The organism is Mesorhizobium sp. NPDC059054 (genome assembly GCF_042739215.1).
Classification (GTDB): domain Bacteria; phylum Pseudomonadota; class Alphaproteobacteria; order Rhizobiales; family Rhizobiaceae; genus Mesorhizobium.
Window position 1 is genome coordinate 479,210 of record NZ_JBHYHV010000004.1, and the last position, 25,806, is coordinate 505,015.

Annotated in this window: 25 protein-coding genes; 17 read left to right on the forward strand and 8 right to left on the reverse strand. The window is 61.8% G+C overall.

All coding sequences use genetic code 11. From position 1 onward, the window contains the following. Positions 1-5: 5 nt before the first annotated feature. On the reverse strand, positions 6-1,259 hold the full coding sequence (locus ACFWXH_RS19550; RefSeq protein ID WP_379122967.1) for a sarcosine oxidase subunit beta family protein: 1,254 nt from the start codon (positions 1,257-1,259) through the stop codon (positions 6-8). 68 nt (positions 1,260-1,327) lie between these two features. Between ACFWXH_RS19550 and ACFWXH_RS19555 the strand changes: the two genes are divergently transcribed. Further along, complete coding sequence (locus ACFWXH_RS19555; protein ID WP_379122969.1) at positions 1,328-2,158, forward strand: TetR/AcrR family transcriptional regulator; 831 nt, start codon at positions 1,328-1,330, stop codon at positions 2,156-2,158. 27 nt (positions 2,159-2,185) lie between these two features. On the opposite strand, the gene ACFWXH_RS19560 is transcribed toward ACFWXH_RS19555, so the two are convergent. Beyond that, on the reverse strand, positions 2,186-3,226 hold the full coding sequence (locus ACFWXH_RS19560) for a LacI family DNA-binding transcriptional regulator (RefSeq protein ID WP_379122971.1): 1,041 nt from the start codon (positions 3,224-3,226) through the stop codon (positions 2,186-2,188). A 324-nt stretch (positions 3,227-3,550) separates the two neighbouring features. On the opposite strand from ACFWXH_RS19560, the gene ACFWXH_RS19565 reads away from it, so the two are divergent. The 6 genes from ACFWXH_RS19565 to ACFWXH_RS19590 are packed head-to-tail and all read left to right on the forward strand — an operon-like array spanning position 3,551 to position 9,408. Then, complete coding sequence (locus ACFWXH_RS19565; RefSeq protein WP_379122973.1) at positions 3,551-4,330, forward strand: glutamine amidotransferase; 780 nt, start codon at positions 3,551-3,553, stop codon at positions 4,328-4,330. A gap of 31 nt (positions 4,331-4,361) precedes the next feature. Next, on the forward strand, positions 4,362-5,132 hold the full coding sequence (locus ACFWXH_RS19570; RefSeq protein ID WP_379122975.1) for an ATP-binding cassette domain-containing protein: 771 nt from the start codon (positions 4,362-4,364) through the stop codon (positions 5,130-5,132). 28 nt (positions 5,133-5,160) lie between these two features. Continuing rightward, positions 5,161-6,144, forward strand: a complete 984-nt coding sequence (locus ACFWXH_RS19575) for an autoinducer 2 ABC transporter substrate-binding protein (RefSeq protein WP_054309817.1) — start codon at positions 5,161-5,163, stop codon at positions 6,142-6,144. Between the two features lie 13 nt (positions 6,145-6,157). Next, complete coding sequence (locus tag ACFWXH_RS19580; protein ID WP_379122977.1) at positions 6,158-7,135, forward strand: ABC transporter permease; 978 nt, start codon at positions 6,158-6,160, stop codon at positions 7,133-7,135. Then, positions 7,132-8,088 (forward strand): ABC transporter permease, encoded by a 957-nt coding sequence (locus tag ACFWXH_RS19585; protein ID WP_379122979.1) that lies wholly within the window; start codon positions 7,132-7,134, stop codon positions 8,086-8,088. Before ACFWXH_RS19580 ends, ACFWXH_RS19585 begins: the two co-directional genes overlap by 4 nt. 3 nt (positions 8,089-8,091) lie before the next feature. After that, positions 8,092-9,408, forward strand: a complete 1,317-nt coding sequence (locus ACFWXH_RS19590; RefSeq protein ID WP_379122981.1) for a M20 family metallopeptidase — start codon at positions 8,092-8,094, stop codon at positions 9,406-9,408. A gap of 79 nt (positions 9,409-9,487) precedes the next feature. Here ACFWXH_RS19590 and ACFWXH_RS19595 read toward each other — a convergent pair whose 3' ends face one another. The 4 genes from ACFWXH_RS19595 to ACFWXH_RS19610 form a co-directional block, all read right to left on the reverse strand. Next, positions 9,488-10,489 carry an acyltransferase family protein gene (locus tag ACFWXH_RS19595; protein ID WP_379122983.1) on the reverse strand — a complete coding sequence of 334 codons (1,002 nt, stop codon included), beginning with the start codon at positions 10,487-10,489 and terminating at the stop codon, positions 9,488-9,490. Next, positions 10,486-11,745, reverse strand: coding sequence for an O-antigen ligase (locus ACFWXH_RS19600; protein WP_054309820.1), 1,260 nt, complete (start codon positions 11,743-11,745; stop codon positions 10,486-10,488). Before ACFWXH_RS19600 ends, ACFWXH_RS19595 begins: the two co-directional genes overlap by 4 nt. A gap of 97 nt (positions 11,746-11,842) precedes the next feature. Beyond that, positions 11,843-13,042 (reverse strand): polysaccharide biosynthesis/export family protein, encoded by a 1,200-nt coding sequence (locus ACFWXH_RS19605; RefSeq protein WP_379122985.1) that lies wholly within the window; start codon positions 13,040-13,042, stop codon positions 11,843-11,845. Between the two features lie 149 nt (positions 13,043-13,191). After that, positions 13,192-13,869 (reverse strand): sugar transferase, encoded by a 678-nt coding sequence (locus ACFWXH_RS19610; protein WP_379122987.1) that lies wholly within the window; start codon positions 13,867-13,869, stop codon positions 13,192-13,194. Positions 13,870-14,487: 618 nt separating this feature from the next. On the opposite strand from ACFWXH_RS19610, the gene ACFWXH_RS19615 reads away from it, so the two are divergent. Continuing rightward, entirely contained in the window at positions 14,488-14,784 is a 297-nt protein-coding gene (locus ACFWXH_RS19615) for an exopolysaccharide production repressor protein (RefSeq protein ID WP_379122989.1), read from the forward strand. 251 nt (positions 14,785-15,035) lie between these two features. Beyond that, positions 15,036-16,040 carry a glycosyltransferase family 2 protein gene (locus ACFWXH_RS19620; RefSeq protein ID WP_379122991.1) on the forward strand — a complete coding sequence of 335 codons (1,005 nt, stop codon included), beginning with the start codon at positions 15,036-15,038 and terminating at the stop codon, positions 16,038-16,040. Here the strand turns inward: ACFWXH_RS19620 and ACFWXH_RS19625 are convergent. Continuing rightward, positions 16,031-16,981 (reverse strand): polysaccharide pyruvyl transferase family protein, encoded by a 951-nt coding sequence (locus tag ACFWXH_RS19625; RefSeq protein ID WP_379122993.1) that lies wholly within the window; start codon positions 16,979-16,981, stop codon positions 16,031-16,033. The two genes, ACFWXH_RS19620 and ACFWXH_RS19625, sit on opposite strands and share 10 nt — an antisense overlap. A 10-nt stretch (positions 16,982-16,991) precedes the next feature. Further along, positions 16,992-17,951 carry a glycosyltransferase family 2 protein gene (locus ACFWXH_RS19630; RefSeq protein WP_379123300.1) on the reverse strand — a complete coding sequence of 320 codons (960 nt, stop codon included), beginning with the start codon at positions 17,949-17,951 and terminating at the stop codon, positions 16,992-16,994. A gap of 260 nt (positions 17,952-18,211) precedes the next feature. Here ACFWXH_RS19630 and galE point away from each other — a divergent pair, with 260 nt between their 5' ends. The 8 genes from galE (at position 18,212) to ACFWXH_RS19670 (ending at position 25,775) form a co-directional block, all read left to right on the forward strand. Next, entirely contained in the window at positions 18,212-19,204 is a 993-nt protein-coding gene (galE, locus tag ACFWXH_RS19635; protein ID WP_379123301.1) for a UDP-glucose 4-epimerase GalE, read from the forward strand. A 51-nt stretch (positions 19,205-19,255) separates the two neighbouring features. Continuing rightward, positions 19,256-19,654 carry a hypothetical protein gene (locus tag ACFWXH_RS19640; RefSeq protein WP_379122995.1) on the forward strand — a complete coding sequence of 133 codons (399 nt, stop codon included), beginning with the start codon at positions 19,256-19,258 and terminating at the stop codon, positions 19,652-19,654. A 208-nt stretch (positions 19,655-19,862) separates the two neighbouring features. Next, positions 19,863-20,642, forward strand: a complete 780-nt coding sequence (locus tag ACFWXH_RS19645) for a glycoside hydrolase family 16 protein (protein WP_379122997.1) — start codon at positions 19,863-19,865, stop codon at positions 20,640-20,642. 57 nt (positions 20,643-20,699) lie between these two features. After that, positions 20,700-21,875: a glycosyl transferase family 1 gene (locus tag ACFWXH_RS19650; protein WP_379122999.1), complete on the forward strand. Its 1,176-nt coding sequence runs from the start codon at positions 20,700-20,702 to the stop codon at positions 21,873-21,875. 17 nt (positions 21,876-21,892) lie between these two features. After that, entirely contained in the window at positions 21,893-22,921 is a 1,029-nt protein-coding gene (locus ACFWXH_RS19655; protein WP_379123302.1) for a glycosyltransferase family 2 protein, read from the forward strand. Continuing rightward, the gene (locus ACFWXH_RS19660) at positions 22,918-23,874 is read left to right on the forward strand and encodes a glycosyltransferase (protein WP_379123001.1); all 957 of its coding nucleotides are present in this window, start codon (positions 22,918-22,920) and stop codon (positions 23,872-23,874) included. The genes ACFWXH_RS19655 and ACFWXH_RS19660 overlap by 4 nt, the downstream gene beginning before the upstream one ends. Beyond that, positions 23,864-24,826 (forward strand): glycosyltransferase family 2 protein, encoded by a 963-nt coding sequence (locus tag ACFWXH_RS19665; protein ID WP_379123003.1) that lies wholly within the window; start codon positions 23,864-23,866, stop codon positions 24,824-24,826. The genes ACFWXH_RS19660 and ACFWXH_RS19665 overlap by 11 nt, the downstream gene beginning before the upstream one ends. 52 nt (positions 24,827-24,878) lie before the next feature. Next, complete coding sequence (locus tag ACFWXH_RS19670) at positions 24,879-25,775, forward strand: UTP--glucose-1-phosphate uridylyltransferase (RefSeq protein ID WP_054309831.1); 897 nt, start codon at positions 24,879-24,881, stop codon at positions 25,773-25,775. Positions 25,776-25,806: the final 31 nt, after the last annotated feature.

Here is a 25,806-nt window from a genome sequence, read left to right on the forward strand (position 1 = left end):
GGATCCTAATGCGCGATGCCGGAGCCGGCCGCTTCGTCCAGCAGCCGGCCGCTCGAGAAGCGATCGAGATCGAACGGGCGGCTGATGTCGTGGTGCTTGCCGCTCGCCAGCAGATGGGCAAGCAGCGTGCCGCCGGCAGGAATGGCCTTGAAGCCGCCAGTGCCCCAGCCGCAATTCAGGAACAAGCCGGACAAGGGAGACTCGCCGATAATGGGCGACGAATCCGGCACGACATCGACGATACCGGCCCATTGCCGCATCAGGCGGAGCTGGCCGAAGACCGGGAACATTTCCAGGAAACCGGCGATCACGCCCTCCAGCGTCGGCAGATTGCCGCGCTGACCATAGGAAGGCACGCGGTCCAGCCCCCCGCCGATGACCAGCTCGCCCTTGTCCGACTGGCTGGCATAGACACCAGTGCCGGGCGAAAGCACCACCGTATCGAGGATCGGCTTGACCGGTTCCGAAACACAGGCCTGCAGGGCATAGGAATTGATCGGCAGACGGAAACCGGCCTTGGCAGCGAGCACCGAGGAATGACCCGCCACCGCCATACCGACGCGATCAGAACGGATGGTGCCGCGCGTTGTTTCGACACCGCGACAGCGCCCGCCTTCGACGACGAAATTGGTGATCTCGCAATTCTGTATGATGTCGACACCCAGGCGGCTTGCCGCTCGTGCATAGCCCCAGGCAACCGCGTCGTGACGAGCGGTGCCGGCACGTTTCTGTTGGATGCCGCCGAAGACGGGAAAACGAGCCTCCGGCGCGAAGTTGTAGATCGGCAGGACACGGCGCACGTCTTCCGCAGAAAGCAATTCGGCATCGGTGCCGTTGATCTGCATGGCGTTGGCGATACGCGCGGCGATCTCCATCTCAGCCGCGCTATGGCAAAGCGTGACCATGCCGCGCTGCGAAAACATGACGTTGTAGTTCAGCTCGTGCGACAGGTTTTCGTAGAGCCGGTGCGCCAGGCCGTACAGTGCGACGCTTTCCGGATAATAGTAGTTGGAGCGGACCACGGTGGTGTTGCGGCCGGTGTTACCGCCACCGATCCAGCCTTTCTCGAGCACCGCCACATCGGTGATGCCGTGGTTCTTCGCCAGGTAATAGGCGGTCGCCAGCCCATGGCCACCACCACCGACGATGATCACGTCATAGGTTTTGCTGGGCTGTGGCGAACGCCAGGCGGGCTCCCAGCCCTTCTGTCCGGCAAGCCCTTCCTTGAGCAAGGAAAGGGCGGAATAGCGGCGGGTCATGAACTGGCAACTCCAGTCATGCAGGGATGGCGGGGCCTGGCCAGGCTCCAGTCTGCGGATCGGGAAATGTGCAAACAACCACCTATGTGCCGTCACCTCGATATGTGCAAAACCATACAGTGCTGTATTGTACTGTCAACGGCGCTCAGCCGGGTTGTCCCGAGCGCGCGCATCGACCTGTCGGGATGGAAAGCTCGAAAATCGGTTCCGATTTTCAGGCTGATGGTTTAGCAGCGTGTCACTCTTCTGGAGATGACATCATGACCGCAGCGTCACCACGAAGCCGCAGGCGTTCCAAGGCTGCATTGCCCAAGAAAGACCGTGCGGAACGCCTGGGGCGGATGGATTGGGTCTATGCGGCGCGCGAGGCGCTCATCAAGGGGGGCGTTCACGCCGTCAAGATCGATCTCATCGCCAACCGCCTCAAGATAACGCGCGGCAGCTTCTATTGGCACTTCCAGAACAGAGCCGAAGTGTTGTCCGCGCTCATCGAGCTCTGGGAGTCGCAGAACACCAAGCCGTTCGAGGAAATCGTCCGGCGTCCGGACCTCGACGCGGCCGAAAAATATCTGGAAATGGCCAAGTTGTGGCTGGAGGAAAAGGACTTCGACTGGCACTTCGATTCTGCGATGCGCGATTGGGCCCGCAGTGCGCGGGCTGTGGCCAAGAAACTGACCGCAATCGATGACTTTCGGATGAGCCTTTTCGAACAGGTCTTCGTCGAAATGGGCTACCCGGCATACGAAGCGAAAGTTCGCGCCCGGATCACCTACTATCATCAGGTCGGCTACTACACGCTGGGCATCAGGGAAGACCAGCAGGCCCGCCGGGAGATGTTTCCAATGTATCTGCGCATCCTCGCGGGAAATGCGGAGGTCGACAAGATGACGATCGACTAGCGCTGGTCGAGGCCACGGAGCAAACTATCAAGCTGCAGGTCGAGCCACCGAATTGCGGATGCGCACCGAGGTCTGGAAATGTGTGGTTGCCGGAGGCTCCGGCCTGACACCGGTCCGGTAGAGCAGCAACTCGGCAGCCGCGCGTCCCATATCCAGGCCCGGTTGCGCCACCGTGGTCAGGGAAGGCTGCAGCAATTCGGCGGCGGCGATATCGTCGAAGCCAGTGATGCTGAGTTCTGCCGGAATGGCGATCTCGTGCTCGCGGCAGTAGCGCATCACACCGATCGCCATCAGGTCGTTGGCGCACAGGATGGCGGTGGGCCATTCCTGGCGCGCGCCGGCCAAAAACCTGGCCGCCGCGAGATAACCGGAGCGCTCGCTGTAATCGCCTGCAACGTAAGGGGCCGCGTCGGTATCGATGCCTGCCGCCGCCAGCGACTCGCGAAACCCCGCCAGTCTCTGCTCGCTCGTCCACAGCCGCGGCGGGCCACCGACGATGGCGATCCGCCTGTGACCCTGATCGATGACATGCCTGGCGATGGCGCGTGCGCCGGCCAGATTGCTGCTCGACACGAAAGGCACGTCGATGCCGGGCAGCACTTCATCGACAAAGACGACCGATCCGGCTCGGGCGAGCTCCAGAAGCGAGGAACTGGGAAAACCGGTGCCGGTCAGATAGATGACGCCGTCCAGCCGCTGCGTGCGCAGGATGCGCGCGAAATACTCCTCGCGCTCGGTCTGCGACCAGGTGATGCACAGCATCAACAGGATGTCGTTGTCGCCTATGCCGCGCTGGACGCCCTCCGCCACCGCGGCGAAGAAAGGGTTGTCGAGATCGGGCACGACAAAGCCGATCGAGGAGATGCGCCGGCGCTTGAGGCTGCGGGCGGTGTTGTTCGGCTCAAAACCGAGCTCGGCGATGAAGCGCTGGACATGGCGCCGGGTTTCTTCCGCGACCTGGCCACGCTCGTTGATGACGGCGCTGACCGTGCCGATCGAAACGCCCGCCTCGCGGGCCACATCGCGAATGGTGGGCCGGCCGTTGCCCGAAGATCTCGATCCACTCATGTCTGCTGCGGGCCTCGAACCATGTCTCGGCGCAAGATCGCGCCGGCCAAGTCAACTACGCGCTTTTGAAGGAGATTTCCAAGGGCGAGTGGATATCCGGCTGCCTCGTCGGTCATACGCTTTCGGCTCCTCATACCGATATCAAACTTGAACCGGTTCAGTTCAATTTGTCAATCTCGGAAAATTTTTGAACCAAGGCTATTGCAACACAGCGATTGTTGCTGCAGGCTACAAACCTGAAACGGTTCAGGAAGACTTTACCCGTCTGCCTGTTCAGATTTCGCTGCCGCATGGGGCGAATGGAATTGATGGGAGATCGAAGCCTTGTCCAACACGAAGAAGAAAGTGCTGCTCGTCGGCGAGACCTGGTTGAGCTCGGCAACCCATTTCAAAGGTTTCGACCAGTTCGGCAGCGTCACCTTTCATTCCGGCGCTGAGCCGCTGATCAAAGCGCTCCAGGGCAGCGCATTCGACCTCACCCACATGCCGGCGCACGAGGCCGTCGAGAAACTGCCTTTCGACCTCGACGGGCTGAACGCCTATGACGCGATCCTGCTTTCCGACATCGGCGCCTCGTCGCTGCTTCTGCATCCCGATGTCTGGCTGCACGGCAAGACGGTGCCCAACAGGCTCAAGCTTCTGAAGGAATGGACCGCACAGGGCGGCGGCCTCGCGATGATCGGCGGTTATTTCTCGTTCCAGGGCATCGACGGACGGGCGCGTTGGCGCCGCACTCCGGTCGAGGATGTCCTGCCGGTGGAATGCCTGCCCTACGACGACCGCATCGAAGTGCCCGAGGGTTTCAGCGCCGTCGTCGACACCAACAGCAACCATCCGATCCTGAAGGGATTGGATGGCAAATGGCCACTTTTGCTCGGCGCCAACGAGGTGCGCCTGAAGCCGGAAGCGGGCATCGAGGTTCTGGCCAGCCTGCCCGAGGACCAGGGCGGTCATCCGCTTCTGGTCACCGGAACGTTCGGAAACGGCCGGACGCTGGCCTGGATGTCCGATGTCAGCCCGCACTGGCTTCCGGCATCCTTCTCGGACTGGCCGGGCTACACCGCCTTGTGGCGCAATGCGCTCGGCTGGCTGACTCGGCTCTGACAGGGCCGATCGGGACGTGGGAGGAGAAGACATGTCCGAAGCATTCCTGGTTGCCAAAGGTATCGCCAAACGGTTCGGCGGTCTGACGGCCCTTTCGAATGTCGATCTGGAAATCCGCGCCGGAGAGGTTCTCGCCCTTTTGGGCGACAACGGCGCCGGCAAATCCACCTTCATCAAGGTTCTGGCCGGAGCGCACCCTCCAAGCGAAGGCCAGATCCTCGTCGCGGGGCAGCCGGTGTCCTTCGCCTCCCCGAAGGACGCGGCTGCCTCCGGCATCGCCACGATTTTCCAGGAATTGGCCCTCTCGGAAAACCTGTCGATTTCGGAGAATGTCTATCTCGGCCGTGAGCTGAAGCAATCGGTGCTTGGGGTCCCGTTCCTGCGACGCAAGGAGATGAAGCAGCGGGTGGCGGAGCTTCTGAAAGAGCTCGACGCGCATATCTCGGACCCGGAAGCGCCCGTGGGTAGCCTTTCCGGCGGCCAGCGCCAGTCGGTCGCCATCTGCCGGGCTCTCAACCTGAATGCCAAACTGGTCATCATGGACGAGCCGACGGCCGCCCTTGCCGTCGCCGAAACCCGCAAGGTGCTTGCCCTGATCCGCAAGCTGGCGGAGCGCGGCTGCGCGGTCGTGCTGATCAGCCACAACATTTCCGATGTCTTCGAGGTTGCCGATCGCATGGTCGTGTTCCGGCGCGGGCGCAAGGTGGCCGAGCGGCTGCGCGCCGAGACCGAGCCCGAGGAAATCGTCGCTCTGATAACAGGCGCTCACCCTGACGTGCGGGCGCTGGAAAAAGCACAATAGCAGCACGTCCAACCCAGAGAGGAACACCATGCTGAAACATCTCGCACGGGCCCTGGCCGCTTCGGCGATCCTTGCCGTTGCCACGGCTGCCATGGCGCAGGACAAGCCGAAAGTGGCCTTCGTCCCGCAGCTCATAGGCATCCCCTATTTCAATGCGATGGAGGCCGGCGGCAAGAAGGCGGGTGCCGAGCTTGGCGTGGACTTCGTCTACACCGGCCCGGTCGACGCCAATCCGATCGACCAGTTGCAGATCGTACAGAACCTGATCGACGAAGGCGTCAACGCCATTTCCGTCAGCGTGCTCGATGCGTCGAGCATCGCGCCGGTCGTCCAGGCGGCCGAAGCAAAGGGCATCAAGCTGTTCACCAGCGACAGCGATGCACCCGACAGCGGCCGCGCCGTCTATGTGGCGCAGGCTACCGATGAAGGGCTCGGCTATGCCATCGTCGACGAACTGGTCAAGCGGGTTGGTGACGATGCCAAGGTCGGCATCGTTTCGGGCGAGGCGACCGCAACCAACCTGAACGCCTGGATCGGGTTCATGAAGAAGCGGGCGGCGGAAAAATATCCCAAGCTGGTCCTGCTCGAACCGCAATTCGCCGGCGGAACAGCCCAGCGCGCCGCACAGATATCGAGCGACCTGATTGCCGCCAATCCCGACCTGAAGGGCCTGATCGCGGTGGCGTCCAGCACCTGTCCCGGTGTGGCGCAGGCCATTGAGACCGCCGGCAAGATCGGCAAGGTGGTTGGCACTGGCTACTGCAGCCCCAACACCGCGCGTTCCTACATCAAGAGCGGTGCCTTCGGCTTCAGCGTGCTGTGGGATCCCTCGCAGCTCGGCTATCTCACCGTATGGGCTGGCAAGCAGCTGATCGACGGCAAGAAGTTCGAGGCCTCGAACACCGTGCCCGGTTTTGCCGAACCGGTCACCTATGATGCCGAAAAGGGCATCCTGCTGCTTGGCCCGCCGGCGATCTTCACGGCCGAGAATGTCGACAAGTTCGACTTCTGACGCGGGAGAACCCATGCGCCGTCTGAACCGGGCCATGTCCATGCTGACGGGCCGCGAGCTTATCCTGCTCGCGGCATGCGTGGTCATAACCATCGCCTTTGCGTCAGTGTCGCCGGTGTTCGCCACGCCGGAGAATGCCGCGACCATCATGCGCAACAGCGTCGAGCTGCTGCTGATCGGTCTCGGCATGACGCTGCTGCTTGCCATGGGCGGCATCGACGTTTCGATCGGTGTCGTCATGGGCCTGTCGGCCATCGCGGTCGGCCGTGCCTTGGGTGCCGACCTCGATCCGGCCCTTGCCGCCGTGATCGGGCCTCTGACAGGCGCACTGCTCGGCCTCGTGACGGCGGCGGTGGTGGTGCTCGGCCGTATCCCGGCCATTGTCGGCACGCTCGGCCTGCTCGGGATCTATCGCACGGCGATATTCGTCGTGCTGGGCGGACAGTGGCTTTCCGGCCTGCCGACAGGTCTCACCGAAATGCTCGGCGCCGGCCTCGCCGGCGTGCCGCTCTCGTTCTGGATGATCGCCTTGGCTTACCTTGCCGTGTGGCTGGCATTGCGGCGCACGCCCTTCGGTCTGCATCTGCTTGCCATCGGCAATTCCGAGGATAAGGCGAGGCTCTCCGGCATCTCCGTGATCAAGGTGCGCTTTGCGGCCTTTGTCATCAGCGGCATGCTGGCCGGGCTTGCGGCGTCCTTCTATGTCGCGACCTATAGAAACGTCGAGATGAGCACCGGCAGCACGCTGGCGCTAGACGCGATCGCAGCGGTGGTGCTGGGCGGGACCAGCATCCTAGGCGGACGCTGCTCCCTCATCGGAACCGTGCTCGGTGTGCTTTTGTTGCGCATCCTGCAGAACGGTCTCCTGCTGATCGGGGTCCCGTCGCTCTGGCAGACGGTCGTCACCGGCGGTTTGCTGATCGCCGTGCTCAGCCTCGAAGTCCTGGCCGGTCGTTTGTCTTTCTCGAAACTGGGATGGGCCAGCAGATGAGCCGATTGCGCAGTCTTCACGGGCCGGCGCTGGTGCTGGCGATCCTGGCCGCATTGTGGGTGGTGGTCCTTGTCGGATTGTTCGTGCTCAAGCCTACGGCCCTGAGCGCGGCTACCGTCACCACCGTCCTCCAGTTCTCGACGATCCTGGCGCTTGCCGCGCTCGGCCAGGCGCTGGTCATCCTTGCGGGTGGTGCCGGCATCGACCTTTCGGTCGGCGGCAGTGTGTCCCTTTCGGCGATCCTCGCCATGCTGGCGCTCAAGGCGGGAATGCCGCCCTTGCTCCTGCCGGTCGCCTGCATCGTTGCGGGGCTGCTGCTTGGCCTTTTCAACGGCCTGCTGGTCACGCGGCTCGCCATCCTACCGCTGATCGCCACCTTGGGAACCTTCTTCGCCTATTCCGGCCTGGCGTTGGCGCTTACCGGAGGCGCTCCCCAGCCAGGCGTGCCGCAATGGCTGTTGCCGTGGGGGCGCGGCACCTTGGGCGGCGTGCCGCTGCCATTCGTCTCGGCGGCTCTGCCTGCCTTCGTGCTGGCCGGTATCGTACTCGTCTTCACCGCCTGGGGCCGCTGGATCTATGCCATGGGCTTCAACGAACGGTCCGCGCGGCTCGTCGGCATTCCGGTCGATCGCACGCGTCTCATCCTCTACGGACTGAGCGGAATGCTCGCCGGCGTTGCCGGGCTGGTGTCGCTGGCGTGGTTCGGCAGCGGACGGCCCAATATCGGCCAGAACCTCGAGCTGGAATCGCTGACCGCGGCCATGCTCGGCGGCATCGCGATCTTCGGTGGCCGGGGCGGCGTCGGCGGCGTTCTCGCCGCCGTGGTCCTGCTGGTCACTCTCAAAACCGGGCTGCTGCAGCTCAACGTCAACACGGTCTGGCAGGTCGGCATCGTCGGCGCGCTGCTGATCTTCGTGCTTCTCGCCGACCGCCTTTCACAACGCTGGAGATGATTGATGGCGTCCATCGAAGAAAGAATTGCAGATCAGGTGGAAGCGCGCAGCGACCGCATCGTCGAGACGCTGAGCGCGTTGGTTTCCTTCCCCTCGATCGTCATGTCCGACCCCACCAAGGCAGGCCCTGGCGAACGCGACTGCCAGCTCTATCTGCAGCAACGGCTGGAGAAGCTTGGCTTCACCACGGATCTGTGGGATCCGGACGGCCCGGCTCTCTATGAGAAATACAAGGGACGTCCCGGCGCCAATAAGGGCCGCACCTTCGAAGGTCGCCCCAATCTCGGCGGAACGCTGAAAGGCACCGGCGGCGGCAAGTCGATCATGCTGACCGGTCATATCGATGTCGTGCCGCCGGGTGCGCGCGAGCACTGGCAGACCGATCCGTTCGAACCCGTGCTGAAGGACGGCTTCCTGCATGGCCGCGGCACCGTCGACATGAAAGGCGGCGTCGCCTGCATGCTGATGGCGGTCGAGATCCTGAAGGAACTCGATATCCCGCTTTCCGGCGATGTCGTCTTCACCACCGTGGTCGATGAGGAGATCGGTGGCATGGGCTCGCTCGCCATGGTCGATCGCGGTTTCCGGGCCGATGCCGGCATCATGACCGAGCCAACGGCCAACCGCATCGCGCCGTTGTGCCATGGCATCCTATGGGGACGCATCGTCCTCGACGGCATCGGCGGCCACGCCGAGCTAACGCCCAATGCGTGGTATTCGAGCGGACCCGTCGACGCGGTGCAGTTGTGCCGACAGATGCTCGACGGCATCGACATCCTCAACCGCCGCTGGATGTTCGACCCCAAGAAGACGCATCCGCTCATGGATATGCCGAACCAGATCATGGTGACGCAGATCAACGCCGGCGAACACCCTTCCTCCACCGCCGGCCGCGCCGAGATCATCATCGATGCCCAATACCTGCCGCACGAGAAGGACGAGTTCGCCCTGGGCGGCAAGGTGAAGCGCGAGATCGAGGAGCATGTTGCCAATGTCTGCCAGGCCGACCCGTACCTGCGCGCGCATCCGGCGCGGGTGGAATGGATCCTCGACGCGGACTGCGCGGAGGTGCCGGCCGACCATCCCTTCGTGCAGACTTTCCAGGGCGCAGTCGGAATCGCAGGGCTGTCACCAAAACTGTCAGGCTTCGGCGCGCACAGCGATATCGGCCTGCCGACCGGGCTTGGCCACACGCCGACCGTCAATTTCGGTCCCGGCGATCCGGCGCAGTCACATCAGCCAAACGAGCGTGTCTCGGTGCGCGACCTGATCGACTGCACCAAGGCCATTGCGCTGACCGTCCATCGCTGGTGTCGGTAGCAGAAAAATCGTCGCAGCGGTCCACGCTGCAGCGGACGCGAAGAAATCAATCCTCGCGATCCATTCCAATCACTAAGGTCTACGCCGCGTACTGGACCTTTCGGTGCCGGCGTCGCGCCTTGAACCAGGCCGCGATCGGCTTCTCCAGCAATTCGTGGCAGAAAAGTCCCGCTATGGTTCCAGCGATGATCGACAGGATGAATGCAGGCAATGCCGGCAAACCCAGGATCCCGCTCGCCTTGACGACGACAGAGATCGCGATCGTGTGCCAGAGATAGATCGAGTAGGAGGCATCGCCGAGATAAGTCGGCGCACGCATGTGCCGCACGCGCCCGGCCTTTTCGACGCACAACACACCGACCAGAAGCATGCCTGACAAGGGTGCCAGTGTAGCCGGCCCGTAAGGAAGGTGACCGAACCCAACCAGCGCGAAACCTGCTATCGACGCGACGATCAGGGGAGCTCCCAGCGCGGCTGGCGGCATTCGATGTGCCAGCCACAATTTTCCGATCGCCGCCCCGATCAGGAATTCCGCCATCAGCGGACTTGTATAGGTGCGCAGCACGGGGCCATCCGGCTGCAGGGCCAGGCCGAGGCAAACCAGCGCACCGAAGACGAGCGCGAGCACCGGAAAACGCCTCGCCGCCGGCAGGAACAGGACCGCCGCAAACAGCACGTAGAAAAACATCTCGTAGTTCAAGGTCCAGCCTTGCACCAGCACCGGCCAGGTGCCGCCGTCGCTGGGCGAGACGTGCGGAATGAAGCCGAACGAGCCAAAAATGTGGAAGGCGGTGAGCTTCATGTTGGGAAACAAGCCAGCCAGACCTCCCGCCACCATAACCGCCGTCGCGATCCAGTAGAGCGGCACGATGCGTTCGACCCGTTCCTTCAGGAACGCCACCGGCGAGGGCTGCCGCGTCTCGGCCAGCACCCACATGATGAAGCCCGAGACGACGAAGAAGACGTCGACGCCTGCGGCGCCGATGACGAAATGGCCGCCATTGCGCTCCGCGGCATGGAAGACGACCACGCCCAGCGCCGCGACGGCCCGCAGATATTGAATGCCGTAGAGCTTGGTCATGCCGCGCTCTGCCGCAGCAGGTATGGCGCCGTCGCGGTGGACGTGGTCCGTCGCGGCAGCACCAGCTGTCCCGCCGCGTAGTAGACCAGGAAGGAACCGACGACATAAGGATTGATGACATCCACCTCCACGAAGGATCGGATCAGGAACATCACGGCAATGCCGAGCAAGGTGAAGGAGGCCGGATCCCGTCGCGCATCGATCAGGCGAAGCAGCAGGCCGAAGGGAACGCGCACCAACAGCACCGCGATCGCGAGGATGCCCGCAAGTCCGAGTTCCACCAGCACTTCGATATAAGTGTTATGGAAATGGAAGCCGGCTCGGGAACCGATATAGAATTCGTCCCACAGTCGCTCGGCTTCCGAGAAGCCTTGCACCCAATAGGCCTGGTAGCCGACGCCGAACCAGGGGGACTGCATGGCAGCTTCCCAGCCCTGCTGCCAGAGATAGGTCCGCCCCGTCAGGGTCGAATCCTTGCCGAAGGCGCCAAGCACCGCATCGGCCGCACCCATGTTGAGCGCAACAAAAGTGAGGAGCAGGCCGACAGCCATGCCGGCGACCAGCCCACCCTTGCGGGCGGACGGTGAAAACATCATCGCAAGCTTCAGGGAGATCAGCATGGCGAGCGTCGCCCCTATCGCGAGCACCGAGGTTGCCGACTGGGCGGCGAGCAAGGTGTAGGCGCACAACAGGCCGCAGAAGATCGCCAGCAACCGCCAGAGACCACGCTCGTGCTGGACCGCGACTGCCGTAAAGGCGAAGTAGATGCCGAGTGACGAGAAAAGGCCGAGCTGGTTCTTCGACGAAAACGCGCCGACAAAACTGTAGGTGCCGTCGATCGGATCCAGATTGTACTGGCCAAAGGCAATCGAAAAGAGCACCACCATCAGGATGCCGCCCAGCGCACCGATATTGAGCGTGCGAACCGAAACTGTGCGCGCAGCGATCAACGCACAGATGACATGGGATAGCAGTTGCACGCCTGCACGCGCAGTCACGCCGGGCGCTGCCGACCAGAACACCGACAGGCACGCCAGAACAGCGAAGGCGATGATCCAGAAAAAACGGCGATAGTCGCCCAGTGCCTTTTTATAATCGACGAACACCAGCGGCAGCCAGCAGGCATAGTAGGCGAGAATGGAAACCTGTCCGAAGCGTGTCGAATAGGCGAACACGAAGATCGACACGGCAACCGCGCCGGCGCCGTACCAGAAATTGCGGTCCGGATTCACAAGCAATGCTTTGGCGATCTTCATGATATCGCTCCGCTACGGGCGTGCCTGGAATTGACGGCGCCGCCCGCTGGCGACGCCGGTCCAGAGATCCGACCCATATTCCGCCCTTGCAACGGCCTCAGTTGGACGTCACGTGAGGGCCGGCGATCTCGATCTTGACCACGTCACCGGGCAGTATCTGCGTATTCTCGTCGGCCGCGGTTTCATTCGCCTGGCCATCCTCGCCCGTTCTCACAATCGCGTAATGGATGACAGGCTCGGCGCCGTTGGCCGCGGTGCGCGCGGCATCCGGTGCCCTCGACATCGCCTCGGTCATGAGACCCGAATACATGCCCATCTTGAAATTCATCTCCTCAAGATCGGCCTCGGTCTGCTGGCGGCTTTGCGCGACCTCGGTATCGCGGTCATTTTGCAGTTTGGTCGCATCCTGCGTTGCCTTGGAGATGTCCTGCTTGGCGCGCAGGCTGGCGGTTTCCAGATCGAGCACCTGGCCCTCCAGCTCGGCACTGGTCCGCTCGAGGTTCAGGATGCGTTGGTTGACGACGAGGCCCTTCTCGGCGAGGCCGCTGATGCCTTTCAATTCTTCCTTCGACAGCTCGACCTGACGGTTCTGCGTAACGATCTTCTTTGCCAGCGATTCGATCTCGGACTGGAGCAGCCTCTTCAGATCGTCCAGCGCTGTGAGTTGCAGGCGCAGGCGCTTTTCGCGGGCCTCCTTCAGTGCAGTCTCGTCGCTCATCAGTTTGCGGCCGACGTCGGTTTTGTTGAGCTCCGGTGGAAAGTCGATCTGGTCCTTGTTTTCGCCCTCGGCGATCAAGCGCGCACGGCGCGCCAGCAGACCATTCCGCTGCGCGACCAGAACATCGTAATTACCTTGCGCCTGAATGAAATCGCGCACGCCGCCCTGCCCGCCATTGTCGGAGCGGCGCAGGCCGCCCGCGAGGCTCATCGCCTTCAATACCGTGAGCCCCGGCGCATAGGGATATTTACCGGGTGTCTGGACATCACCGGCGAGGAAGACCGGACGATATTCAGCAATTTCGACCGATGCTTCCGGCCGGTCGGGCAGGCCAAGTTTCTGTTGCAGACCTGCCGCAATGGCTGTCGCCACCTCGGTCGTCGTTTTGCCTTTGACGTCGAGCTCGCCGACGAAGGGAAGCGAAACCCCTCCTGAAGGGTTCACGCTGTAATCGCCGCTGATGGTCGCCCAGTCGCGGACCGCGCCCTCGGCACTCTGCCATTCGGCAACCCGGATGCGCAGCTTGTCCATGGCGTCGAGCCGATAGTTGTCGGCGGCCACAGAAGCAAATGTCGCCATCAACACGAGGCTGATGCTGACAAGAGCGCGCGCAAACAGCCGTATAGATAAAGCTGCTCGAATGTATCTCAAAGAAGGTTGTCCTTTCTTATTAGACGTTCCTCATGGAAACGTCGGGCAAATTCAGCCCTACCCGTCGCAACACTATATTAATAACTGCCGCGCGACGAGAACACTGCCGGAACCGTCCGGACGAGAATCTTCAGGTCGAAGACGAACGACCAGTTCTCCACGTAATGCTGGTCGAAGGCGACGCGGGCGCCATAAGAAACGTCATTGCGGCCGCTGACCTGCCACAGGCCGGTGAGGCCCGGACGCGACTGCAGATAGTATTCCGCCGCGTTGCCGTAGAGTTCGAGCTCGTCCTTCACCACGGGACGCGGGCCGACAAAGCTCATTTCACCGCGCAGGATGTTGATGATCTGCGGCAGCTCATCGAGCGAGAGCTTGCGCAGTACGGCACCGACGCGGGTTACGCGGGGATCGTTCTGCAGCTTGCGGGTGGCATTCCATTCCTCGCGGTCCTGTGGATTGCTGGCCAGATGTTCGGTCAGAACCTCATCGCCATTTTCCACCATTGTGCGGAACTTCCAGCATCGGAACACCGTCCCGTTGCGGCCGATTCGTCGGTGGCCATAGAGGATGCTTCCGCCGTCCGTGGTTTTGACGAGGGCCGCCAGCATCAGCAGCAAAGGGCTGAGCAGGGCAATGCCAGCCAGTGCACCTAAAATGTCGAACCCGCGCTTGATTGCGCCGCCGATCGCGGGGGGTGTCCCCTCGTCCGGCTGGCATGACAATCCGTTGGCCAATCTGGCGGCGTCTCTCATTTTGTTGCTCCGCAAAAAATGGTCAGGTCAACGATGCTGCATTGCAGCATGTGAACAATAGAGGGCTGGATATGTCACCTCTATGATGAAAATCGGTCGCAATAACGAGACGGCAGTCATATTTTGTAACAATTCGAAACATTGCGGGTTCAGCTCTGCTCGAATGCCCCATGAAGTCTCGTTCTTGTGTTTGATTTCCTTTGTGTTTTCAATATTAATCTATAAAGATCACAGGACTTTTCGGTATTTATCAAATTGTATTTTATTTCTCCATGAAAACGTCGCGATGATAACCAATAGCGCTAAAATAACGCGGGCATCATCACTTCAAGCTTTGCGCGCACAACCGCAAGCGCGAACGTGTTGCAATAATATCTCCAGGCGGAACAAGGTAAATTCCGAGTAGGGAAGTGATACGGCGACGTGTTGCCTAGTGTTGCCGAAATTCCTATATTTGTGGGCGTGCGGGCAAATTGGAAATCAGGGCTTCAAGCTTGGAAGAAAGCGAGTCTTGATTTTATCGGCTGTGGTGTAAGACCAGCGCCCGTCATGGCGGGAGAGAGGTTTTGCCCAAGCGTACCAATACGACACCAGGTCTGAGCGACAGGAAAGGGTAAGATGTCCTTTCTGTTATTCCTCCGTGGTTTTGTTGGTGTGCTGGTTGCATTCGCCCTGGCAAGCTATGCCATTACACAGTCGGCTTGGACAACTTTCATCCAGACGCTGATTTGCGCGGTTGTCATTCAGGTCGGATATTTCATCGCCATTCTGTTCATGGTCTGGCGGTCTGGCGAGACGAAGAAACGTGGTGAGATCCTTGCTCGCAACGAGAACGCTGCCGCTTCCGCCACGGATATTCGGCCGAAAGGCGAAACCGCCCAGCTACCGGGCGTAGGACGTTCGCCCCTGCCTTAATGCCTCCTGAAAGTTCCCGGGCACAAGCTGTCATCAAATCGCCTTGCGTTTCTGCCAACAGGCGGCCACGGGACAAGGTCGTGGCTGTGCGTCACAAATCGGGCATGGACAAATTGGAGCAATTCCAGGAAAGGCGTTTAGCGGTTTTCCGGCCGGAATTGCGTCAAACAAGGAGATAGAGCGGGTCGCCGTTTCCGTGAAATGGTGAACCGCTCCAGCCGCAAGCAAGCGGCCCCAACTGGAGTGTGGAGATGACCTCATCCGCCATGGTCTGCGTCATCATCGCAGCCAAGAACGCCGAAGCGACGATCGGACGCGCCGTCGCTTCAGCACTGCGCGAGAACCGGGTTTGTGAGGTCGTCGTTGTCGACGATGGCTCGCAGGATGCAACCGCCCAGGCAAGCCTGGAGGCAGACGATGCCACCGGCCGCCTGCATATCCTTCGCCTCGACCGCAACCATGGACCGGCTTACGCCCGCAACCGGGCCATTGAACATTCCAAGGCGCCGTTGATCGCCATATTGGATGCCGACGACTTTTTCCTGGAAGGGCGTTTCGACGCGCTGATCGACGGCGACGACTGGGATTTCATCGCGGACAACATCGTTTTTATCGACAGTCGCGGCGCGCACAGCACCGAGCCACAGGTGCCACATTTCGAGCCGGCTCCCCGCTTCCTCGACCTGGAAGGATTTGTCGAGGGCAACATTTCGAAGCGCGGTGCTTCGCGGGGCGAAATCGGCTTTCTCAAACCCATCATGCGCCGGGCCTTCCTGGACGAGAATGGTCTGCGTTACGACGAGCGCCTGCGGCTGGGCGAAGACTATGATCTTTATGCCCGCGCGTTGCTGAAGGGCGCCCGCTACAAGATCGTTCACGGCTGCGGCTACGGCGCTGTCGTGCGCGCCGATTCGCTGAGCGGCAAACACAGGACGGAAGACCTGAAGCGGCTCTATGAGGCCGATTTGGCCATGCTGTCCCATCCGCTGCCGGCGGTGGCAAGGAATGTGCTGAGCCGCCACGAACATCATGTCCGTGGCCGCTACGAGCTACGCCATTTCCTCGACATCAAGGCTTCCCGTGGCCTGGTCCGGGCAGGCATCCAAGCTCTGTTGCGCCCAACCGCGCTGCCGGCGATCGTTGGCGGCATATTCGGCGACAAGCTGGAAGCGCTGCGGGCGCGACGGAAGCCCGCCAGCGACGAGCCGGCACCGCAGCGTTATCTGCTGCCGGCGCGCATCGGCGTTCAGAGATAATCCCGCCTTACCTCGGTAAGCACTTCGCGGAAGCGGTCTTTCTTCTCCGACAGCACCGCATCGCTGCTGAGTTGCGGCCGTGCCTTGCGCGCCTGTCGCAATGCCAGCGTCGACGGTGCGGCCAGCACCTGCTTGGCCACGGATCGCAGCATCGATGGCGGCGGATCGTTTCGCGTCATCACCATGGCCTCGCCATGGTCAGGCCGGCCGGTGTCGCTTGCGCTTACCGCCGGCGTCTTGACATCGAAACCCCAGAACCGAGCACCCTTGGTGACCGCTTCGGCGCGCGACGAGATCGGGATCTGGCGCGGCCTGTATTCGACACCGAGCGAGGTGGCCCAATCGCGCCACTTGAAGGAGTTGATGGAACGAGAGGTCGTCACCGCGACCCATGGCACCCGGAAAGCGTCGGCAAGGATCGCGGCATGCATCGATTCGGCGACCACCAGTTCGGACTGGGCGATCGTCCGGATGACCGATCTGGCTTCCCCGCAAGGATCGACATAGCCCAGTCCGGCCGCCTGGCAGACCATCGGCCATATGCCGCCCACCGTCGATTCCCAATGGGGAACGAAGATCGCACCACCGGTCTTTGGCAAATTTCGGAACTCCGGCATCTCGGCCACCATGACGGCAGGATCGATGATGCCCAGCTCCGGCGCCAATCCAAGCTTTTGCGCCGTCAGCGGTCCGCGCACCGCGCGGGTATCCCATTCTTGCCTGTCGGACAGATCCGGCAGCGAGCCGTAGCCGAAGCCGCTGCCGATGACGAGTTTCTTCACATCGGCCGGCAGCAATGCCTGGTTGAGCACGGTGCCGACGCCGACGAGAAGCACATCAGGGTGCACGTCGCGGAAACCTGGCAGAAGGAAGTCCCAAAGCCACAGGTTGAGATCGTCGCCAAAATTGCCGTGCGCGGATTCCCAATAAAAAGGCTGCATTACAAAGGTCCTATTTCGCAATCTTGGAAACGGCGAGATTGACGGCGCTGCGCAGAAGTTTCGGATCCCGCCAGGCCCAGGCGGCCAGCTGCTTGAATTGCGGCGTCTTGCGCGCCTTCACCAGCCGCGCCTGCCCCCAGAGAGCCTGGTTGCGTGCCGTCTGCTTGTAGCTTTCGATGGACGCACGATCTTCGGCAACATGCTGAAAGCGGTTCTCCAACTGGTCGAGCGCCACCCAGGTGTTGAATTGCTGCTTCAGGAACTGCGGCGAATCACTATCCAGGCCGTGGAAGATGTTGATGCCTTCGCCGCGTACTGCCCCGAAGCCTTCGGAAAGGACCGTGCGACGGGCACTCCTTACGCAGTCGTAGAAGAAGAGCACGTCTTCGGCGGCCAGCCGCAACGACGCATCGAAACGAACCTTCCGGAACAGCGGCTGCCCGATCACCATGCATGACAGGTGCATGAAGCTCCAGTTCTTCAGCATGGTTGCGCCGAGCGCTGGAACCTCGACAAGCGGCGGCTCGTCGGAAAGACGCACCACTTCTGTCACCTCGGCGAGGTCGGCCACACCGAAGTGGTAATAGAAGGCATCGCCGCCCCTGATCGAAGCCCAGTAACAATCTGCATCAAAAAGTGACAGACCAGCCACGGCATTCTTCAGGTGGTCCGGGGTCCACTCATCGTCGGAATCGAGGAAGGCGGCATAGGTACTGTCGGCGCCGATGTGATCCAGACCCGTGTTGCGTGCCCCGCCCGGCCCTGCATTCGGTTGTTTTACAACGGTTATTCGTGCCCGCTCTGCCGGCGTAAAATCATCGAGATCGTTTTCGGCCGGCAGCGGAGAGGCGTCGTCCACGACGATCACATCGAAATCCGGGTGCGTTTGCGCGAACACGGATCTCAGCGCGCGGGCCAGGATTCCAGGCTCTCTCTGGTAGTAGGGAATGATGGCAGTGCATTTCGTCATTTTTTCGCGCCTTCGGGAGTTTAGGAACCCGCGCAAGTGGTTCCGATGATTCCGGTCGGTGCCCCCGTCCAGAGCTCGCTGACGTACGGCCCGCTCGTACAAAACAAACGGTGTTCGTCCATGCCGGCTGCTTCTAACCCGAAAAGCGTGACAAAAGATGTCGGCCGGAGCGCGTCTTCCAAAATCAGCACATTCGGGCTGAAATTTGTCGCCTCCGCAGTGACGTCTCGCAAACCGATCGCACCAATCGAAAAGGATTGATTCCCGTGACCAATATTCTCGTCGTCGGCGGCGCCGGATACATCGGATCCCACACCTGCCTGGATCTGGCCGAACGCGGCTTCACGCCGGTGGTCTATGACAATCTGAGCAACGGCCATGCCGAATTCGTGAAATGGGGACCGTTGGAACGCGGCGATATCCGCGACCGCGAGAAACTCGCCGCGGTGATCGAGGCCTATCGCCCCGCTGCAATCGTCCATTTCGCGGCTCTTATCGAAGTCGGCGAATCGGTGAAAGCGCCGGCTGCCTTCTATGACAACAATGTCGCCGGTACCCTTTCCCTGCTCCTTGCCGCCCAGCAGGCGGGCATAGACAAGCTGGTCTTTTCATCGACCTGCGCCACCTACGGCCTGCCAGTCGACGTACCCATGCGAGAGACACATCCGCAGAACCCGATCAATCCTTATGGCCGCTCCAAGCTGATCGTCGAGCAGATGCTGTCCGATCTGGATCGTCACCAGGGCTTCCGCTCGGTGGTCCTGCGCTACTTCAATGCCGCAGGAGCCGATCCCGAAGGGCGAATCGGTGAACGGCATTCCCCCGAAACGCACGCCGTGCCGCTTGCCATCGACGCGGCGCTCGGCCGCCGCGATGGTTTCAACGTGTTTGGCACCGATTATGACACGCGCGACGGCACCTGCGTGCGCGACTTCATTCATGTCTCCGATCTCGCCGATGCACATGGGCGCGCGGTCCAGTATCTGCTTGGCGGCGGGGAGAGCGTTGCCCTCAATCTCGGCACCGGCACCGGAACCACCGTGCAGGAGCTTCTGACGGCGATCGCGCGCGAGTCCGGCAAGCCGTTCCCGATTCGCCGGGAGGGACGCCGCGAAGGCGATGCTCCGGTTCTGGTCGCCGACAACACCAAGGCAAGAGCCGTTCTGGGCTGGACCCCGAAACACGATCTCGAATCGATCGTGCGTTCGGCCTGGCGATGGCATGCCTCGACGGGACTGGCTGCCGCAGAGTAAGATGGTCGTCACGGGTGGGTAAGGTTACGAACGGCAAGAGAAGGACCGGCCATGGCCTTATTCAAATTCCAGGGGCAAAAACAGTTTCGCGTAAGAAGTCCTCGACGAGACCGCGAAACCGACGCGGCACGTGCCGCTCGTCTGCTCGCGCTCGTCGATGGATTGCGCAAGGAAATCGAGAGAGAGAGGGACGGCTTGCGGAATCGCCACGAAAGCGTCGCGTTCCAAGCTGCTTTTTCGCAACAAGCTCTCGAAGATGACGAAGCCACCTCCATGTCGCCAGCGATCAATGACCTCACTGAGATGATGATCCGCTACATGGAACGCATCACCGCGCTGGAGAAACAGATCGATTTTGTTACCGGATTGCGCGCGCAGGCTGAGCTGTTTCCCTTAGAAAACGAAGAGGTCGCAGCTTCCGCGACAGATAAGGGACGACGCCTGGCTTAACCGACGATCACAAAAAGTTACCGCACCGCCGGCACGAATATGCGCCCGCGTCACATTGTGATCCGCTAATTCATCTTATGTGCATTGCAACATTCGCCCGAAATTGACGCGGGCCCGCAGCGCAAGCGGGCGGCCCAAAACGAAAGTAGCAAGCGGTATGGCTGCAAGTTTGAGAATACCGGCGCGAGCCGCCCTGATGTGTTGTGTGATGTTGTCCGTGCCCGTGGCGGGTACCATGGCGGTGCGCGCCGAAGAGCAAAAAGAACCAAAGGCGACAGGCAAGTCTTTCGTCGAGAGCTTCGACAAGCTCGACAAGAAGCGCTGGTACGTTTCCGATGGCTGGTCGAACGGCGATCACCAGAACTGCACCTGGTCGGCCAAACAGATCAACGTCTCGGAAGGCACCTTGAAGCTCGGCTTCCAGGCCGAACCCAGCAAGGGCCGCAACAATGTCTGCGGCGAAGTGCAGACCTTCAAGCGATTCGGCTATGGCACCTTCGAAGTGCGTATGAAGGCTGCGGCGGGCTCCGGCCTCAACACCGGCTTCTTCTCCTTCATCGGCCCGGTTCACAAACAGCCGCATGACGAGATCGATTTCGAAGTGCTGGGCAAGGACCCTTCGAAGGTCCAGGTCAACCAATATGTCAACGGCAAGAGCGTCGGCTCGGCCAAGCTGGTCGACGTGCCGGGCGGGGCGGACAAGGAATTCCATGATTACGCCTTCGTGTGGCAGAAGGATCGCATCGCCTGGTACGTAGACGGCAAATTGGTGGAAGAAGCCACCGACCCCGCCAAGCTGCCCAGCCATCCGTCCAAGATTTACCTCAGCCTTTGGGGCAGCGACACGCTGAAATCCTGGATGGGCGTCTTCGCCAGCCCAGAGAAGCAGATCACGGCCGAAGTGGATCGTGTTGCCTATACCGCGCCAGGCGACGCCTGCCAGTTTCCGGAATCGATCGTTTGCAAGTTGAACAAGAGCACGCAATGAGCGCGGTCCTTCATCCGCGCCTCGTGGCGCAGCGACAACAAAGCTGACGGTTCGGCCATGCTGAATGTCCTCTACCTGGTCCATGATCTTTGTGACCCGGCGGTACGCCGGCGCGTGACGATGCTCCAGACCGGCGGCGCCACCGTGACGCTTGCGGGTTTCCGGCGCGCCGAAACAGTGCCGGATTTCGATGACCTGTTGCCGATCGATCTTGGCATCACCGCCGATCGCGCTTTCGCGCAGCGTGTCGCCGCTGTCGCGAAAGCCGCCTTATCTCTTGGTGCCAGGCTTGCCGGCATCCCGAAACCGGATGTCATCATCGGTCGCAATCTCGAAATGCTGGCCCTGGCCAACCGGGCGCGCAGCATTTTTGGTAGTTCCGCACCGATCGTCTACGAATGCCTGGACATCCATCGTTTCCTCCTGGACGCAGGCGCCATCGGTCGTACGCTGCGCGGTGCCGAGCGGCTCTTCAGCCGTGAAGCGCAGCTGCTGCTCACCAGTTCTCCGGCCTTCGTCCGCGATTATTTCGAAGCGTTCGGCCAGACCCGTGTGCCGGCCGTGCTGCTGCAGAACAAGATCCTCGACTTGAGCGGCAAGCCGGCTCAGCAGGCAAAGCTACCGGCCCCGCCGGCGAAGGGCGAACCCTGGAAAATCGGCTGGTTCGGCGCATTGCGCTGTGCCAAATCGCTCGAATTGCTGGCCGCCTTCACGCGCCGGATGCAGGGGCGCTTCGAGGTCGTGCTGCGCGGTCGCCCCGCCCGCGTCGAATTCAAGGATTTCGACGGTTTTGTGCGCACTGAGCCCTATCTTTCGTTCCAGGGTGCCTATCGCAATCCGGAAGATCTCGCCGCCATCTATGGCGAAGTGCATTTCTGCTGGGCGATCGATTTCTTCGAAGAAGGCCTGAATTCGAGCTGGCTGCTGCCAAACAGGCTCTATGAGGGCTGCCGTTTTGGCGCCGTGCCGATTGCCATGAAGGGAACGGAGACTGCGCGTTTCCTCGCTGATCGCCATATCGGCCTGTTGCTCGACGAGCCCTCGGTCGAAAACCTGTCCTCGCTGCTGGGTGACATCGACACCGACGCCTATCTCGGGCGCCGCGGCAAGATCACGGCTCAGGATCTCGGCACCTGGATCTGCGTGCCCGATGACTGCCGCTCCCTGGTCGCACGATTGGGCCGCCTTGCCGGCAAGGAACAACAGGATGTGTTGCTGGAGGTCGCGGCATGAACGTCCTCGACACCAAAATGCCGGCAACCCCGGCAAGCGGAGAGACACGGGCCGCCGGCGGAACAGTCGGCCGCTGTATGGTGGTGATCCCTTGCCTGAACGAAGCCAGGCATATCGGCGCCCTGCTGACCGAACTGTCAGAGCCTGCTGAACGGAACAATCTGCGTATTGTCGTCGCCGATGGCGGCAGCACCGATGGCACACGTGACATCGTTCGCGATATCGCGGACCAGAATCCGCGTGTCATCCTGCTCGACAATCCACGACGCCTGCAGAGCGCTGCCGTCAACCAGGCAGTCGCCGCCTATGGCGACGAAGTCGACATTCTCATCCGCATCGACGCCCATGGCGGCTACCCGGCAGATTATTGCGACCGCCTGATCGAGGAGGCTTCGGCCACAGGTGCCGATTCGGTCGTTGTCTCGATGGCGACCCAGGGGTTCGGCCTGTTCCAGAAGGCGACCGCGGTCGCGCAGAATTCGAAACTGGGCAACGGCGGCTCGCCTCATCGCGAGGGGGCGCCGGGTCATTGGACCGATCATGGCCACCACGCACTCATGCGCGTCGAGGCTTTCCGTGCCGTTGGTGGCTACGACGAAAGCTTCAGCCACAACGAGGATGCCGAGCTGGATTACCGGCTCCGTGCTGCCGGCTATCGCATCTGGATGACCGACAAGACGTTCATGACCTATTATCCGCGCACCTCGGCACCCGCGCTGTTTCGCCAGTATCTCGGCTACGGCCGCGGCCGGGCGCGCAATATCCTGAAACACCGCACCTGGCCGAAGCTGCGGCAGGCGATCCCGCTTCTGGTCTTCCCCGTTGTCGTGGGCGCTTCGCTGGCATTCCTCAGCCTGTCGGCCCTGGTCCCCGCCGGCCTATGGATCGCTGCCTGTCTCGGCTACGGCGCCTGGATGGCGATCGGACAGCGCAATCCCTATGGGCTGCTTGCCAGCCTCGCGGCCATGATCATGCATCTGGCCTGGTCGATGGGTTTCTGGCTGCAGGTTCTCGGTTCATGGAAACGCGGAGCAACTGCGTCATGACCCAGCGCAATCAGTCCCCCTCGCCGATGACCCAGATCGACGTGTGCGTGTGCACCTACCGCAGGCCCTATCTCGCGGAAACCTTGCGTTCACTCGCTGCGCTCGAACTGCCGGCCAACATCAAGGCGCGCATCGTGGTTGCCGACAACGATGCTGCACCCAGCGCACGGGAGCTGGTTGCGTCACTCGCACCGTCCCTGCCTTTCGAGTTGACCTACATTCATTGCCCCTCGTCCAACATCTCGCTGGCACGCAACGCTTGCCTGGATGCCGCCAGCGGCGATTTCCTTGCCTTCGTCGATGACGATTCCACCGTGACAGCGAAATGGCTGGCAGCACTGATCGAGACGGCTGAGGCCACCGGTGCCGATGCCGTGCTTGGCCCCGTGCAGTCCCTCTATGCCCCGACCGCTCCCGGCTGGATGCGCCGCGGCGATTTCCATTCGACCAGCCCGGTCTGGGTCGACGGACAAATCCGCACCGGCTACAGCGGCAATGTGCTTTTGCGCCGGGCCTCGCCGCACGTGGACGGCCGGCGCTTCAACCTTGCACTCGGCAAGACCGGCGGCGAAGACACCGAATATTTCTCGCAGCTACACGCGGATGGCGGACAGATTGCCTGCGCACCGGACGCCATCGTGCTCGAGCCGGTGACCGAAAACCGCGCTCGGCTTCAATGGCTGGCCAAGCGCCGCTTCCGCTCCGGCCAGACCCACGGCAGGCTGCTCACCAACCGGCAGGCCGGCCGAAGGTCGGTGCAGATCGGGCTGGCGGCGGCCAAGGCTGCCTATTGTTTTGCCGGTGCGGCCGCACTTGTCGCGGTCCCACACAAGCGCAATCGCCAAGCGCTTCGCGGCATCATGCATGTCGGCGCCATCAGCGGCCTGCTCGGTATCCGCGAAATCCGCCTCTATGGCGACGAAACGGCCGGAGGGCGCGCCCATGCAGCCTGACGTCACCTTCGTCATCGCCGCCTACAATGCAGAGACCTCGATCGCACGCGCCATCGAGAGCGCGCTTGCGCAGCGCGGCGTTTCGATCGAAATCATCGTCGTGGACGATCGCTCCAGCGATCGCACGGTTGAGATTGCCTGCGCTTTCCCGCCGGAACAGGTCAAGGTGATCGCGCTGGACCAGAACCGTGGTCCCGGCGGCGCCCGCAATGCCGGTCTGGAAGCAGCGCGCGGCCGCTGGATCGCGGTGCTCGATTCCGACGACACCGTTCATCCCGAGCGCCTGAAATGCATGATCGCAAGAGCCGAAACTCAAGGTGCGCAGATTGCTGTCGACAATCTCGAAGTGGTTCGCGACGCCGCAGGCACCCGCGAAACGATGTTCGAAGCGAAGCTGCTTGAAGCCCATCCGGAACTCATGCTCGCCGATTTCATTGCAGCCAACATCATGTTCGAAGGCACCTTCTCCTTCGGCTACATGAAGCCGATCTTCGAACGACGGTTTCTGGAGCAGCACGGGCTGCGCTACGACGAGACGCTGCGTATCGGCGAAGATTACATCTTCCTGGCTTCCACCATGGCCAAAGGTGGCCGTTGCGTCGTCGAGCCGACCGTCGGCTACGCCTACCACATTCGCCAAGGCTCAATTTCGCGTGTGCTGGAACTGCACCATGTCGAGGCAATGCTGAAGGCCGATGCAACTTTCCTGGAACAGCATGTGCTGGATCCGCGTTCCGCAGCTGCGCAGATGCGCCGCACCCGCAGCCTCAGGCAGGCGGCTTCCTTCCTCAAGCTGGTTCACTACCTGAAGGCGCGCGCGCCTTTCCATGCCGTAGTCACCGCACTGCGCGATCCGGCGGCACTTCGGCATCTGGGCATGCCGATCGCCGCCCGGATGCGCCGGCTGGCAGCGACCTTTCAACCTGGCCGGACACCATCGGAAGCCGGCTGAAAACGACTTTTGAATTGGGCAGAGGGGCTCGATTGCAAACAGGGATGACGTGATGAAAAAGGTGAGAAAAGCGGTGATACCGGTTGCCGGTTTGGGCACGCGGTTCCTGCCGGCCACAAAAGCGATGCCGAAGGAAATGCTGACGGTGGTTGACCGCCCCGTCGTGCAATATGCGGTGGACGAGGCCCTGGAAGCAGGTATCGAACACATCGTCTTCGTCACCGGCCGCAACAAGCATGTGATCGAGGACTATTTCGACATCCAGCCGGAACTGGTGGAGACGCTGACGCGCTCCGGCAAGAACGAACAACTTGCCTCGCTCAGCCGCTTGCAACCGCAGCCGGGCACCATCTCGTTCACCCGCCAGCAGGCGCCGCATGGTCTCGGCCACGCTGTGTGGTGCGCCCGGGACATCGTCGGTGACGAACCCTTCGCGCTGCTGCTGCCCGACATGGTCTCGTTCGGCGACCGCGGCTGTCTTGCCGGCGCCATGGACCTCTATCGCGAAACCGGCGGCAACGTCGTTGCTGTCGAGCAGTGCGATCCGCTCGAAACCGGCAGCTACGGCATCGTCGGCAAGGGCGCCAGCGTCGGCACAGGCTTCACGATCACCGAAATGGTGGAAAAGCCTGCACCGGAAGCGGCACCATCCAACCACTACATCAACGGCCGCTATGTGCTGCAGCCGGAGATCTTCGACATCCTCAGCACCCAGGAACGTGGTGCCGGCAACGAAATCCAGCTCACGGATGCCATGGTGCGCCTGTCGGAGAGCCAGAAATTCTACGCCTCCCCGTTCGAGGGCCGCATGTTCGACTGCGGCTCGAAGGACGGTTTCATCCAGGCCAACGTCGCCTTCGCGCTCGCGCGCAAGGACATTTGCGACCTGGTGTTCGAACCGATCGAGGAGATGATCGCTTCGCAGGCACGCCGCAGCCGCGCTGCCTGATCGAAAGATCGAAACAAACTCTACTGTGCGC